The sequence below is a fragment of the Paenibacillus sp. BGI2013 genome, from assembly GCF_002843485.1.
Classification (GTDB): domain Bacteria; phylum Bacillota; class Bacilli; order Paenibacillales; family Paenibacillaceae; genus Paenibacillus; species Paenibacillus amylolyticus.
This window is the reverse complement of record NZ_PJFA01000004.1, coordinates 481,084-495,555: the sequence shown is the minus strand read 5'-3', so window position 1 is coordinate 495,555 and position 14,472 is coordinate 481,084. Positions and strand designations below refer to the sequence as shown.

The following is a 14,472-nucleotide window of genomic DNA, read 5'->3' as shown; positions in this document are numbered from 1 at the left end:
CATTACTTACGCTACTTCGTAGCCTTGCTCTTCAATAACTTCTTTAATTTGCTCCAAGGAGACTTGATTTTCATCATACGTCGCTTCAACCGAATCATCACTGAGGTTCACCTTGCCACTCACTCCAATTTCTTTCAGAGCACCTTCGATGGAGTTTACACAATGTTGGCAGCTCATACCTTGTACATTCAAAACAATGTTTTTCATCTTATTTCGTCCCTTCTTGTGGGTGATTTTTTGGTTTAGTTTGACCTAAACGATGGGCTAAACTCTCGAGGCCAGTTTTTCAGGTCTCATCAAGCTCTTGTACAATACAATACCCCCCTACCCTATATTAGTCAACATATTTTTATACCCCCATACCCTATATGGACTATCTTTCTCGTTAGATCAATGAATTATGGAGAGAAGAACCGATTATTTATACGCTGATTGGTAATCGGATCATGTTCTTGTCCTTGATTTGGGAATAAAACTTGGACCGATAAAACAAAAAAGCCGCTAAAATAGCGACTTCAATGGGACCATGATCTTGTCCCACGATATAAAATTCCTTTATTTATGGTTGAATGTTACTCCATCCGCTTACATCACATTGTCCATAATCATTATCACCCACAGCAACCATCGTATCATCCGATTTCAGTCCAATCGTATGGGCACACCCCGCCGAAACAGCTCTAATTCCGTGCCAGCCACGTACATCACATTGGTTATGTTTATTCGAACCCACAGCAACCATTGTACCGTCGGACTTAAGACCAACAGTATGATAACTCCCCGCTGCAACTGCTACAATATCGCGCCATTCGCTTACATCGCATTCGCCATTATTATTTCTACCCACAGCCAATACCGTGCCATCCGATTTGAGCCCAACCGTATGAAGATACCCCGCCGAAACAGCCAATATGTCGCCCCAGTCGTTTACGCTACATTGGTTATACTTATTGTTACCAACTGCTGTTACCGTTCCGTCTATTTTTAAACCGACTGTATGCCAGTCACCCGTCGTGACCGATACAATATCGCGCCAGTTGCTCACGTTGCATTCCCCTTCATTATTTCGCCCCACCGCAACCACGGTGCCATCTGATTTAACCCCAACCGTACGGCACCAACCTGCCGAAACGGTTACAATATCGCGCCAATCGCTTACATCGCATTGGTCATGCTTATTCCAACCTATAGCTGTTACCGTACCATCAGATTTAAGACCAACTGTATGTGCATTACCGGTGTTCGTAGCCATATGAACATTACCAGCCGCAACTGCGACGATATCGCACCAATCGCTTACCTTACATTGACCATATTTATTATCACCCACAGCTGTTACTGTTCCGTCAGATTTAAGAGCAACGGTATGACGACGACCCGCCGCTATGGTACAGTTACGGAACCGTTTCGTCTCAAAAACCGCTTCATTCCGTGAATTGTAGTCCATATCTTTCTCCCTCCACCAATTGAAAATCCGTCGTTAGTTCAACTGTTAAGTCATAAAGTTTGTTGTTAAATCGCATGTTACAAAAGAAAGGCTCGCACAGGCAGGGTATTATTACTTCCCTGCCCAATACGAGCGTCTATGTCATATTGCACTCAAACGGTTGATCCGAATGTGTACTTTTAGCAATCGTTTCATTTCATGTAGCGATATTCTAGTAGATCCTTCAAATTTGAGATTTTCCGCAGCAGTTTCTCCCCGACATTGGTTTCCCTCACCAGCTTCCGCTCCAGTTCTTTGTCCACCAATCTTTTTAGAGATAACACGTCCGTTCCGTTACATAACACATCTTCTTTTGAATTAAATTTCTTATGGGCGACGAGCTGCATGCCAAAGGAATTGTACAACAAGGTATATCCGGCAATGCCCGTTGTGGATTGATAGGCTTTGGAAAAACCGCCGTCAATCACGATCATTTTTCCGTTTGCTTTAACAGGGCTCTCTCCACTAATTTCTTTGACTGGCGTGTGCCCGTTAATGACATGTCCATGATCTGGATTCAAATCAAACTCCTGCAAGATTATTCGACAGATATCTTCATTTTCACGTAAATGGTAGTACGGATTCTTTCTCTCTTTATGTGCTTCTTTATCTTGGATAAAATACCGTTCAAAAGTGGTCATTTCTCTCTTTCCAAAGAGCGAGGAACATTCTCCTGTCCAGATGTACCATACCATATCCGTCGCCAGATCTTCTGTCTCTTCCGGATGCGCAAAGGCGTAACGTAAATAATCTTCAAAAACATCAAGCAATTGACGGCCCGCATATGTCTTGTCTTCAATCTGCATTTCTTCCATATTTCCTTCTTCATCCAAAGGAATACAGCCGTGGATTAACAAATTCCCGTTGTATTTTAAATAAAGGCTGCCCTTTTTCATGAGAAAATTCATATGTCTGGCCATCTTTTCGGAATGCTGAACGGAAAACAACAACTTTTCCATCACCTGGCGTTCTTCCTCAAGCAATTGTTCGGGCTTCTGCGGATTTACGGTTGCAAAACAGGTGTTTTCTAGGTGGTACGTTTTACCGCAGATGTTGATTTCATTGTTGTCGTAATCAATCTGCTCCAGCAAAAGTCTTTCAGACATATTAAAGTATGGGCGTCTCTTGATAATCGGGCTTTCAAGTTTAAACTGAATCATGGCAATGGCTTGGTGAATTTTGGTGATCTGCAGAATTTCCTGCTCCGATACATTATGTCCAGCCTGTAACTTAGGTCTGAAGGACGGATTGTCTTCGTAATATTTCTCCGCCAGGTTTAGCAGTGGGCGCAGATTGATTCCGTATACATCTTCAATGATGTCCAGATTATCGTATCTGGCGCAGATCCGAATAATATTCGCAAGGCAGACCAGAGAACCTGCGTAGGCTCCGATCCAGAGGACATCATGGTTCCCCCACTGTATGTCTACAGAATGGTAGTTGATCAGCGTATCCATAATTTTATCGGGGTACGGCCCCCGGTCATAGATATCTCCAACTACATGAAGATGGTCAACCACCAGGCGCTGTGTCGTATAAGCAAGGCCGATAATGAGATTGTCCGCCTGGCCCAAGGATATAATTTGCCGATATATTTCCTCGTAATAAGGATCCTTATTGTTGGTCGAATCCGTCTTGTATAGAAGCTCTTCTACAATATATACATATTGCTCCGGCAGAGCTTTACGCAATTTTGAGCGTGTATACTTGGAAGAGGCATAAGAAATAAGCTTAAGCATGTGTTCAATTGTTAGTCTATACCACTGGTTCAAAGCCTGTTTATTGCTCAGTTCCCCTATAACCAGCTGTATTTTTTCTTCCGGGTAATAAACCAACGCCGCAAAATCATTGATTTCTTGATCCGTCCAAACCTCCCGGAATAATTCTTTGATTTTCTCTTTGACGGTACCCGAACCGTTTCGTAGTACATGCTGAAAAGCCTGAAACTCCCCATGCAAATCACTGACAAAATGCTCGGTTCCCTTCGGGAGATTGGAGATCGCTTCAAGGTTGATGATCTCTGTTATGATTTTTTCTTCCGTATCATACTTCTCGGCCAATAAATCTAGAAACTGCTCATCCAAAACAGATGTCCCCCTTCAAGGAAGTATGGTGTTGTATAGCCGGGTCCAAAAGCTTTAGACCGATATCAAATTACACTCTATACTTGGCATTGATTATATGATAATTATCAGCAATGCCTTCCCCCATCATACTCCAGTTCATCATATATGAACAAATTTCATTGAATGGATTTGAATGAAGCATGTTTGTAGTTATTTTAGTATTTTACACAATGAAAAATAAACGATCTATTCTCAGAATTTGCTTGTTTGAATTCCCAATCACCATATGTTTTAATTTTTGAAAAACCGATTTGTTTCAGCGACTCATCGAATTCTTCTTGATTTCGAAACCTCAGCTGCATTTTTTCATGCACTAACACTTTGTCTGTTTTAGTATTTTTTACAATTTCATAGAAAGTGTAAGTATCTCCCTCAAACCCTTCATATTCTGTATAAATTTCTAAAGGATCTCCGCTTAGTCTATCTTTAGCTAAGTCAGGAGTTTTGTCCTTCTCCCATTCTTCCCATCCTTTTACCAAAGGGTTTCTTGTATCAAAAATAAAGTGACCCCCGATTTTTAGGGATCGGAATACGTCTGAGATTACTCGCTTCCAACTATCATCTGTAAGAAATACCTGTGCAACATTCGCTGTCATAATTACCGCATCATAGGTATTGGTTTGTAAATCCGCACTATCACCTATAATCCATTCCACACTTTCAGAATTATCTTTACTTCTCGCTATTTCAATCGCTTCTTCATTGGGATCTATAGCGGTAATTTTATAACCGCACGGAACAAGATGAGTAGTCCATCTTCCTGTTCCACAGCCCAGGTCAGCTATAGATTCTACTTGTAATCTCTTTAACAATGCAAGGAAAAATTCATCGTCTTTTCCCCAATGGTTAATCTGGTCATATACTAATGGAATCATAAATAATGTCTCCTCACTTTCAACAGCGTTTTACTGTGCTTAACAGTTTGATGTCTCATACATAAGCTATACGGTCTTATTTTCATTCTGTGAACCAAACACTACCCTGGTTGCTTCTATAAAAGATAACATCATTGGTGAAAGCCACTTGTCTTTATGCCACAACATCTGTGTATATACCTGCAAGTCCGGAATTTGCCAGGGGAGGACAACAAGTTCTCCACGTTCAACTTCAGATTCCGCGACGATCTCAGGAAGAAAGGCAATACCGATTCCTGAAATTGCACATTGTTTAATGGCTTCAGCACTTTGAAACTCTAAATATGTAATGCTATCAATGCCCTCTTTCTCAAATGACCGATCAAACATCGTTCGATAGGGGCAACCCTTCTCATTTGTCAGGAACACTTCATCATGAAAATCTTCCAATTGCAGCACAGTTCGTTTGGCGAGTGGGTGATCTGGAGCAGCTAACAATCGGAAATGTTCTTCCAGCAAAGGTTCCACGGAAAGTCCACTCGAGCGAATGGGTTCATCCAACATATAAACAATATCCGTGGTCCCCTCAAAGAGCGTTTGCTTGAGCTCTTGATTCGGAACTGAGCGGAAAATTAAGCGAACTCCCGGATGCTGCGAACGAAACCGTTGGAAGACAGGTGGAAGCCGATAAGAGCAAATAACCTCATTCGCACTTATCGTTAAGGTTCCACTTAGTTTTTCATTATCATGGACAGCACTACGAGCCTCGTCCATTTTTTCGAGAACGCCTTGGGCGTGTGTTAAAAAGCGTTTACCCGCAGTTGTGAGCGCGAGTTGCTTGCCCAACCGATCAAAGAGGCGAACACCTAGCTCATCTTCCAATGCTTTAATTTGCATCGTGACGTTGGAAGGAACGTAGCTCAGCACTTCTGCTGCCCGCGTGAAATTCAATGTTTTTGCAACCGTACAAAACGTATTCAGTTGACGCAATTCCATCCAATGATCCCTCCTTCATCTTTCAATTTTATTGAATACTATCTTGAATTCTATTCACTTTTATTGAGAGTATCACAGCTCTATACTGAGTACAAGAGATCACAGTGAACCTGTGGTGTTTCATTTTGAAGGGAGCAATTATACGATGGATTATGAAATTTTTAATTTGGGTGATGTACTCTTACAATCAGGAGTGACGTTACCAAACGCTTATCTCGCTTATCAAACTTACGGAAAATTAAATGAACAGAAAGACAATGTTATTGTCTATCCAACGGCTTTTGGAGATCAGCATATTCAGAATGAATGGCTCATTGGCAGCGGGATGGCACTGGATCCAGAGAAATATTTTATTATCGTTCCCAATTTGCTGGGCAATGGGCTCTCTTCCTCTCCCAGTAACACGCCTCCTCCATTCGATCGGGCTAACTTTCCACAGGTAACCATCTATGACAACGTTCGATTCCAGCACCAACTGCTGACCGAAAAATTCGGTATTGAAAAGATTGCTCTCGTCGTCGGGTGGTCGATGGGCGGCATTCAGGCATTTCAATGGGGGGCAAGTTACCCGGAGATGGTTGAACGAATTGCACCTTTCGGAGGCATCGCCAAACCTTGGCCTCACACATTTGTGGTCCTGAAAGGCGTGAAAGCTTCACTGCTATCCGCAGTCGGCTTCGACTCAAGTAAATTAAACCAACTAAGTTCTACAGACATGCGTGCCGTTGGTCGGGTGTATGCGGGATGGGGACTATCACATGCATTTTATAGAGAAGAGCTATACCGTGAGATGGGATTTGACACATTGGAGGATTTTGTAGCTGGTGTTTGGGAATATAGCTTTATGAATATGGATCCGCATAATGTTCTGGCCATGTTATGGACAGGACAACATGCAGATATCAGTGCAACCCCCTCCTATAACGGAGACTTTGATAAAGCACTTCAGAGCATAAAAGCTTATGCCTGTATCATGCCGGGAAGCACGGATCTCTTCTGCACAGCGGCCGATAATGAATACGAAGCTAAGCGTATACCTAATGCTGTCTTGAAACCAATCCAATCGATCTGGGGCCATTTTGCCGGTCGTGGAATCAACAGTGCCGATAATCAATTTATTGATGACAATCTAAAACACTTGTTGTCACTTAGCGCTAATGAATAGATCGTCACTTGCATTGGGAATTCAGTGAAGAGAAGCGTTGATCTTTCGGAGGGAGAGCTCCCCCCAAGCAGTGGTGTTGTTGAGTGATGATGTAGAAATTAAGGAACCAGCAATAATGAAGTTGAGGACCTTATTCCGATGTTTCTTTTGCATCCTCTGCCAGTCTCATCTCTATGGCGTTCATCTTTAGTTCCACCGGATAACTCACTCTGGTTGCCATTACAAACACACCTCCAAGATGATCTTGAAGGTGTGTTTGATTAATACATATTCCTAAGGATTATAACTACAATTAAGTAAGTACAGTCATCGCCTCTCTTGTGAATGGAACCAGATCATCAGTACGTCCTTCTTGAATTTTCTTAACCCATTCAGGGTCGACTAGAAGAGCACGGCCTACAGCAACCAGATCAAACTCATTATTCTGAAGTCGTTGTACCAATCCTTCGATACTGGCGTTACTTGCGCCTTTACCTTCTGTGAACAGACTTGTAAAGTCACCATCAAGACCAATCGATCCAACAGTGATTGTCGGTTTACCAGTCAGTTTTTTGGTCCATCCAGCAAAATTCAGATCAGACCCTTCGAATTCCGGTTCCCAGAAACGGCGTGTGGAACAGTGGAAGATATCGACTCCAGCTTGAACTAACGGTGCGAGAAGCTGCTCCAGTAATTCCGGTGTTTCAGCCAATTTAGCCTGATAATCATCTGTCTTCCACTGAGATAAACGCAGTACAATAGGGAATTCCGATCCCACTACTTTACGGCAAGCCTCAATCACTTCAACTGCAAAACGTGTGCGAGCCATCATATCTCCACCGTAACGATCCGTACGAGAGTTGGTTTTCTCATACAGGAATTGGTCGATCAGATAGCCGTGTGCTCCATGGATTTCAACACCATCGAACCCAACGCGTTTCGCTTCTGAGGCTGCTTTTGCGAATTCCTGAACGATTGTAGCAATCTCAGCTTCCGAATAATCATTAACATGACCTTTGGCTCCCATATGCCAGATCTGTGGAATAATTCGACCACCAGCTTCATGTACTTCAGATACAACATGTGCCCAACCATTCATTGCAGCTTCACCATAAAAGTGCGGCACATTGGCTTGATTGGATGCATCCGGATGATTAATTATTGTCCCTTCTGTCACAATAAGCCCCACTGCGTTCTCTGCTCTGCGGCGGTAATAGCCCGCAACATTCGAACCCGGGATACCTTCCGGAGAAAATTGACGCGTCATCGGCGCCATCACGATCCGATTGGATAACTTCAAGTGACCTAACTCTATAGGTTGGAACAATGCTTCTACGGATTGAGAATAATTCATAATAACCTCCACATATTTCGTTTTTTTTATATAAATTGACCTAGGAGATGTTAAACAGCAATCAGCCTGGTTAACAGCTAGACGTTATTTCCAAATGAATCAATACACGATTTTTCTCGAAAAGCCCCACCTCCTTCAAGCTTTCGTGGTGTATTAATCCGCCTTCAATTATTTTTGACTTCGTAGTCAAGAATTTCACAAAAAAAAGATCAAGACATGATCATGCCAAATGAAGTACGCAGAACCGTCTCGATCTGTTCACGGGATGAACCTGATTTCTCCATAACTCTCACACCAAGAATGGTGTTATTTAGATAAGATGCAAGCTCTATACTCGTATACCGGTTGGAAATTAACTGTTGTTTCTGGCCACTACTTATGATCTTCTCTAATACCAGTTGAATCTCTTCTGCCATGAGCTCAGCTTCGCGTGTGACCTGCTCGTCATCTGTTCCGAATTCGAGTGATGCATTCACAATTAGACACCCTTGGCAGCTAGTTTCATCGTCTAAAAGGGAATATCGTAAGGTATCCAGTTTATCAACGGGAGACGAATCCAGGGCTTCAATCTCTTTCAGTTTCGCTATAACCTGTTCACGGTAAATTGCCAGCGCCTTCAGAAACAACGATCGCTTGTCTTTAAAAACACAGTACAAACTTTGCTTTTTGACTCCTGTAGTACGCGTAAGGTCCTCATAAGAAGTTGCTTTGAAGCCTTGATTCCAGAACACTTCCATAGACTGGTGTAATACACGATCGACATCAAATTCTCTTGGTCTGCTCATGGGATTAATGTATCAGTTATTGACCATGCAGTCAAGAACTGATCATTTTACATCCTAATCTCTACGGTATTTTCCTGCAGGTCCATTGAATGCGGTCTAACTCTTCCGGTAAGCAACCTTGTGAAAAGCATTGATATAACGAAACAGTGCTTCACCATCATCAGGCACATGCGTACTTGTATCCAGTGGTAGCATCATTGCCTGATACGGCTCTGGCACCATTCTATATTGATGGACATAGGAGGTTAGGATGAACCCGTTGCGTTGCCAGAACTGTATGCGTTCCTGATGAGCCTCTGTTGTCCCGAACTCCGCCTCGATAATCATACCTTTGATCCGGTGCTCCCTTAACGCCCAGGCTCTGAGCTGCTCTAGCATCCAGGTCCCTATGCCCCACCCACGCAACTTCTGTTCAACCGCGAGGTAATCGATGATCAGGATGCGGTCCGCAACCTTCCCCTCCAGTCCAGTAACAGCCATCGCAACCACTTCTCCATGATGCACGCCTGTGTGTAAATAACCAATCTTCCGGTCCAGCATACTGCGCAGAATCGCTTTTGTCTTAGCGCCGCTTTGAAAAGCCTCATGATAGATTCGCTCCATCCGCGCCCACAATGCTTCATCCCACTCCTCTATAGTCGTAAACTCTAATTCCAACATCTCATTCGCCTCCAGCTTTAATTCAGATTTATCGTGATTCAAGATATGTAAGAGATATTCCTTCCGGTTTAATGGATAATAATCGTATCTTGTACATGAAGGTACTTCACCATCGAAGGGCTGATAGCCATAAAATTCGGGCGGGTTAGACCTCTTTTTTCTGCGATTCTGAAGACTGTAGCATGCTTTTAATCTTAAAAGTTTATGTTTTTATCGTTCGCATACCTGGCGTATATTCACAAAATTCATCTATCCTGCTCGTTAACGTAATGAAGCAGCCGGTCTAACACAGGCAGCTTCATTTTCGTCGCTTATTCAATTATAGTTTCTACGTTAGCGTAATAAAGCATTAACTCTTAATATCTTCTTTAGCCTTTTGTCTATATCGAATTATGGAAAGAGGTAAATTAACTACTCCAAGAATAAAAGAAGAGCTAATAGATATCCATTGAGATATTGAAGGATAATTTGGTTTTCCGTCTCCTACAGGTCCTATTTTAGGTTGGTGGCTATCCCACAAAACATATAAGAGACCAACAGCAGGTAACAATATGCAAACTACACTTGCAACTATATGTAACACATACTTGTTCAATCCTACCCCTCCATTTATTGTATTCATGTCTTGAACTCTGTTTATATTATAACGTTATCTAAAACGGGAAATTACACTAACCTACTCCTTAGTTTAACAAAAAAATTTCTCCTTTAAGATATTTCCTAAAATAGTTTTCAATAACTGTTGGAAAATTTGCCGCTAAGGATTGTTGTTCATTTGTATTTAGAGAATGGAATGCGAAAGTCCTAATGATTGACCAAATAAAAAATGCTTCTAAATAACTCGACATAATTTTCTTCCAGTTGATTTACTTTGCTATACGATGAAATAAATACTTTCCTATTATCAGATGAAAGATGCAAATTTGAGAATTGTTAGTTGTGGTGTAACAAGGCTTGGAGGTTAGTACTCGCCTCAATCGGTACATAAAATGTATGCGGAAACCGTCGATAAGCTTGACGAGATCGTGTCTACGGCTTCATTCGCTGCGAACTTAATCCCATCACATCAAACTTTGGTGCAGTTGGACCTACTATCATTGGGTTAATGAGTTATGAATTATAAAACAAAGAAAGCAGCTGATCACTTGGGTCAGCTGCTTTCTTATTGTTATAGAAGGTTTTATACATCGTTAAGAGGCATGTAACAAACGAAGATGATACAAGTGTTTATTTATTGCAAAGATTTTTTCGTTTGTTTTCTTTTAGATAGAGAGTTATCAAGCAACGTTGTTACGATGCCAATCACAAGGGCAAGCGCACCGATCCATGGGATGTAGTTCAACAAACTGTGGTTGACAGCAATACCCCCGATACCAGCTCCGGCAGCCATTCCAACTTGTCCAATCGCGCTATGCAAACTAAGTACAATGCCTGAAGCAGCGGGAGCGAGACTTATAAGCTGGAATTGGATCGGCGTACCTGAGGACCAGGCTGCTATTGCCCAGAAAATAAGTAATATATATAGAAGAAATATGGATTGGCCTATAAACGGGAACAACAGTAATGCAGTGGCGTGGAGTACCATGCCACCAGCTAGTGTACGGAATGTGCCCCATTTATCTGTACTGAGTCCTCCTATTTTGGAACCAATAGCACTAGCGATACCAAATATAAACAGGGCTACCGTTACACCTTGATCACTCATACTAAATATATCAAGGAGATACGGTGAAATGTACGTAAATAAAATGGAATATGAGCCTAACCACACGAACGTAATCAGTAACGCTGCTGCGATACGCGGTTGCATGATGAATTTAAACTGATCACGCAAAGGAACAACTTCTTCAGCAACTACTTTGGGTATGATCAGCAGCGCTAGGAATAAGAGAATAAGTCCTATTACTCCAAGACCAATAAATATGATGTTCCAATCATAATGGGAAGCTACAACCCTACCTATGGGTACACCGATAACTAATGCCGTACTATTTCCCATAATAACTGTAGCAATTGAACTGCCTTGCTTTCCTGGATCAGCCAAAACCGCAGCAAGAGTAAGGAGCGTAACCTGAATAACACCGGCACTAAGTGCTGAAATAATTCTAGCTACGATAAGCATCTCATATCCTGTTATCGTTGCAATTAAAATGTTAATAACAGAGAATACAGTTAATGCATAAACTAAGAGTTTTTTTCGGTCTAATTTAGATGTGAAAGCAATTAAAAAAGGAGTACCTACGCCAAATGCTATAGAGAACACTGTAATTAGCTGTCCAGCAGAAGAAACTGAAATGTTGCTAGATTCAGCAATTTTGTCTAGGATCCCGGCAATAACATACTCTGATGCGCCATTAAGAAAACTAATTACAGCTAATAAATATATTTTCCACATATTTTTCAACAATTGCACCTTCTTATTTCTGTATTTCTAGAAAAATAGATTAATTAACTATTCACTAAAATAAATATTCTACATTCACTCATCTGGGACAAAACCATTTTCTATATAAGACCCTTCTATTGAATTAGTAGCTAAAGACCTTCCCACATTAAAACATCCGCTAATCGAATGGTTAGACTCATTTGTGTGTTCCACCTTTCAGTGTTAACTCCGTAAGAGATTTCTCCATATTCAGAGTATTCCTACTTATCGGTCTGTAATAAATTTTGTTTTGCAAAACTTATGTTACTTTTATTATTCAAATAAATATATACATTTTGGCATTTTAGTTTGAATTAACATGAGATCACATTTGTTACTCAAAAGTAACGCAGTGTTTTATTTTATTTAAAAACGGCAGCGTTCCAGAAATAACTTGGAATCACTGCCGCTATTAATAACACCAAATTAGGCTTTGACTGTGTACATCAATTCTTTTTCATTAATTGTGGTACGCCCAGCCGATTGGACATCGGTATATTGAACCATGTTCGTAATAATGACCGGGGTAATCATATTGTAACCCGCTTTTTCGATCTCTTCACGGTCAAATTCCATCAATAGATCACCTACGGATACTTTTGCTCCTGCCTGAATCTTGGGCGAGAAAAATTGGCCTTTCAGCTTTACCGTATCAATCCCGATGTGAATCAGCATCTCTGCGCCAAGATCACTTACGAGACCAATAGCGTGACCACTCTTAGAAACAGAGAATACTGTGCCGTTAACTGGGGAAACTGCACGTCCTTCTGAAGGTTGAATGGCAAATCCTTTACCCATCATTTCTTCTGAAAAAGCAGGATCTGGAACCAGGCTAAGTGGCTTAACTTCCCCACTCATAGGGCTGAATATTTGTTCATCCTGTAATTTAGTGTCTTCAGCTACTACAGGTATAGTTGCAGACGTTGCTGATGGTGCAGGTAACTCTTCCTGGAAGCCCAGAAAATAAGTAATTACGCTAGCTACAACGAATGCAATTAAAGCAGCAATCAGTGCAAAGAGCAGGTTGCTAATGTCTGGACCGACATATGAGGCAGCTCCCGGAAGACCTACAGTGCTAATGAAATAGGCTTTAACAGAAAAGGTTCCCAGAAACGCCCCAGCGACTGCGCCCCCAATGAGCGCTGCAATAAATGGTTTTTTGAATTTCATGTTAATTCCGTACATGGCAGGCTCCGTAATTCCCATAAGAGCGGTCAGTCCTGTAGAATATGAAAGTGATTTGGTTTGGGTGTTTTTAGACTTGAAGCCCACACCAAATGCAGCACCACCCTGGGCCATATTAGCTGCGAACATTAACGGAACGATAAAATCGTAACCAAGTGTTGCAATCGAACCAACTGCAAGCGGCAACAGTGCATAATGCATGCCTGTAATAATCAGCACAGACATTGTGCCACCAATCAAGATACTTGCCAAAATGGATGCGTTATCAAATAACCATCTGATACCCCCAGATAAACCGTTTCCAATAATGCCACCCAGTGGCCCGATCGCGATCAAGGTTAGTGGTACCATGATGAGTAACGTAACAGTTGGTACAACAATCAGTTTCAGTGAAGAATGAGTGATGCGGTCAATCGCTCTCTCCACGTAAGCAGCGATCCAGATTGCAATGACGATGGGAATAACCGATGATGCATAGGATGTGGCAATAACCGTAATGCCTGCAAACGAAGTATTACCCTCTTGAAGCAACGCTGTAATGGTTGGATGCATGAGACCAGTCGCTAGTGCAGCACCTACATAAACATTGCTCCCCATTTTCTTCGCAGCACTAATGGCTAGAATAATGGGCAGGAAGTAGAATGCTCCATCGCCAACCGCAGACAAAATGATATAGGTTGAACTTGTAATTGTCATCCAACCAAGAGCCACCAGAATGGACACGATCCCTTTGATCATACCTGCGCCAGCAATTGCTGGCAGGATTGGCGTGAACATGCCCGATATGAAATCAAATAATGCGCTGATCGGATTCCTTTGTTTCTTTCCGCCTTTTGGAGCACTCTCTGCGTTAGGTTTCATGCTCATATTGTTCACTAGTGCTTTGTACACTTCGGAAACTTCACTGCCAATAATCACCTGAAACTGTCCACCGTTTTCCGTTACACCCATAACGCCAGGTGTGTTTTTTAACGTTGTTCTGTCTGCTTGATTGTTATCGTTTAGATTGAATCTGAGTCGAGTCATACAGTGCGAAACTTGATCGATATTCTCTTCCCCACCAACCAGTTTGAGAATATCTTTGGACAATTGTTGTTTATCCATGATGTAAGGCTCCTTCGACGTATATTAAGGTAGTAAAGCTAAATTTTTGAGGATGGCAAAACAAACTCATTATGTTTTCATATGACAGCTATTGTGACATTCTCAAGCAGACTAAGGAAGCTCAACAAGCTTGAAACTGGAACTAGTTAAGGGTAGGTTGGTTTATTCGTTGCCACCTTCGTTCTCTGACCATGGACGCGTTAGCCAGTTATAATGGAAGTGCGAAACATATGTTATAACGTCATGTTACTCAGAACAGAGAAGAAAATATATATTGTTTAAGTGTTTAGTTTCCTTTGACACGAAATGATTTTTGTAACAAAAATGTAACGCGTTGTTTTTTGGGCATAGGT

The 14,472-nt window shown here is 41.7% G+C and carries 12 protein-coding genes; 1 reads left to right on the top strand and 11 read right to left on the bottom strand.

Features of this window, described 5'->3' with window-relative positions; genetic code table 11:
* Window positions 1-6: 6 nt before the first annotated feature.
* From CXK86_RS13145 to CXK86_RS13125, 5 genes are all read right to left on the bottom strand, one after another.
* Window positions 7-207: a cation transporter gene (locus tag CXK86_RS13145; protein WP_047843207.1), complete on the bottom strand. Its 201-nt coding sequence runs from the start codon at window positions 205-207 to the stop codon at window positions 7-9.
* Between the two features lie 352 nt (window positions 208-559).
* Window positions 560-1,447, bottom strand: a complete 888-nt coding sequence (locus tag CXK86_RS13140) for an RCC1 domain-containing protein (protein WP_076250554.1) — start codon at window positions 1,445-1,447, stop codon at window positions 560-562.
* A gap of 191 nt (window positions 1,448-1,638) precedes the next feature.
* A complete protein-coding gene (locus CXK86_RS13135) occupies window positions 1,639-3,570 on the bottom strand; it encodes a fructose-1,6-bisphosphatase (RefSeq protein WP_076250556.1) in 1,932 nt (643 codons plus the stop codon).
* Window positions 3,571-3,767: 197 nt separating this feature from the next.
* Window positions 3,768-4,487, bottom strand: coding sequence for a class I SAM-dependent methyltransferase (locus tag CXK86_RS13130; protein ID WP_101313859.1), 720 nt, complete (start codon window positions 4,485-4,487; stop codon window positions 3,768-3,770).
* Between the two features lie 66 nt (window positions 4,488-4,553).
* Complete coding sequence (locus CXK86_RS13125; RefSeq protein ID WP_076327456.1) at window positions 4,554-5,462, bottom strand: LysR family transcriptional regulator; 909 nt, start codon at window positions 5,460-5,462, stop codon at window positions 4,554-4,556.
* Between the two features lie 145 nt (window positions 5,463-5,607).
* On the opposite strand from CXK86_RS13125, the gene CXK86_RS13120 reads away from it, so the two are divergent.
* Window positions 5,608-6,627, top strand: a complete 1,020-nt coding sequence (locus CXK86_RS13120; RefSeq protein WP_101313858.1) for an alpha/beta fold hydrolase — start codon at window positions 5,608-5,610, stop codon at window positions 6,625-6,627.
* A 292-nt stretch (window positions 6,628-6,919) separates the two neighbouring features.
* Here CXK86_RS13120 and CXK86_RS13115 read toward each other — a convergent pair whose 3' ends face one another.
* From CXK86_RS13115 to CXK86_RS13090, 6 genes are all read right to left on the bottom strand, one after another.
* On the bottom strand, window positions 6,920-7,960 hold the full coding sequence (locus tag CXK86_RS13115; RefSeq protein WP_174806470.1) for an NADH:flavin oxidoreductase: 1,041 nt from the start codon (window positions 7,958-7,960) through the stop codon (window positions 6,920-6,922).
* 209 nt (window positions 7,961-8,169) lie between these two features.
* A complete protein-coding gene (locus CXK86_RS13110; protein ID WP_036673614.1) occupies window positions 8,170-8,745 on the bottom strand; it encodes a TetR/AcrR family transcriptional regulator in 576 nt (191 codons plus the stop codon).
* Window positions 8,746-8,841: 96 nt separating this feature from the next.
* Window positions 8,842-9,447 carry a GNAT family N-acetyltransferase gene (locus tag CXK86_RS13105; RefSeq protein WP_257467840.1) on the bottom strand — a complete coding sequence of 202 codons (606 nt, stop codon included), beginning with the start codon at window positions 9,445-9,447 and terminating at the stop codon, window positions 8,842-8,844.
* A 307-nt stretch (window positions 9,448-9,754) separates the two neighbouring features.
* Entirely contained in the window at window positions 9,755-10,000 is a 246-nt protein-coding gene (locus tag CXK86_RS13100) for a hypothetical protein (RefSeq protein WP_076327461.1), read from the bottom strand.
* A gap of 636 nt (window positions 10,001-10,636) precedes the next feature.
* A complete protein-coding gene (locus CXK86_RS13095; RefSeq protein ID WP_257467846.1) occupies window positions 10,637-11,800 on the bottom strand; it encodes an MFS transporter in 1,164 nt (387 codons plus the stop codon).
* A gap of 456 nt (window positions 11,801-12,256) precedes the next feature.
* Complete coding sequence (locus CXK86_RS13090; RefSeq protein ID WP_101313855.1) at window positions 12,257-14,119, bottom strand: beta-glucoside-specific PTS transporter subunit IIABC; 1,863 nt, start codon at window positions 14,117-14,119, stop codon at window positions 12,257-12,259.
* Between the last annotated feature and the right edge of the window lie 353 nt (window positions 14,120-14,472).

Bases quoted from the DNA above. Each gene is read 5' to 3' on its own strand.
- CXK86_RS13145 (WP_047843207.1), bottom strand. From the start codon at position 207: ATGAAAAACATTGTTTTGAATGTACAAGGTATGAGCTGCCAACATTGT.
- CXK86_RS13140 (WP_076250554.1), bottom strand. From the start codon at position 1,447: ATGGACTACAATTCACGGAATGAAGCGGTTTTTGAGACGAAACGGTTC.
- CXK86_RS13130 (WP_101313859.1), bottom strand. From the start codon at position 4,487: ATGATTCCATTAGTATATGACCAGATTAACCATTGGGGAAAAGACGAT.
- CXK86_RS13125 (WP_076327456.1), bottom strand. From the start codon at position 5,462: ATGGAATTGCGTCAACTGAATACGTTTTGTACGGTTGCAAAAACATTG.
- CXK86_RS13120 (WP_101313858.1), top strand. From the start codon at position 5,608: ATGGATTATGAAATTTTTAATTTGGGTGATGTACTCTTACAATCAGGA.
- CXK86_RS13115 (WP_174806470.1), bottom strand. From the start codon at position 7,960: ATGAATTATTCTCAATCCGTAGAAGCATTGTTCCAACCTATAGAGTTA.
- CXK86_RS13110 (WP_036673614.1), bottom strand. From the start codon at position 8,745: ATGAGCAGACCAAGAGAATTTGATGTCGATCGTGTATTACACCAGTCT.
- CXK86_RS13095 (WP_257467846.1), bottom strand. From the start codon at position 11,800: ATGTGGAAAATATATTTATTAGCTGTAATTAGTTTTCTTAATGGCGCA.
- CXK86_RS13090 (WP_101313855.1), bottom strand. From the start codon at position 14,119: ATGGATAAACAACAATTGTCCAAAGATATTCTCAAACTGGTTGGTGGG.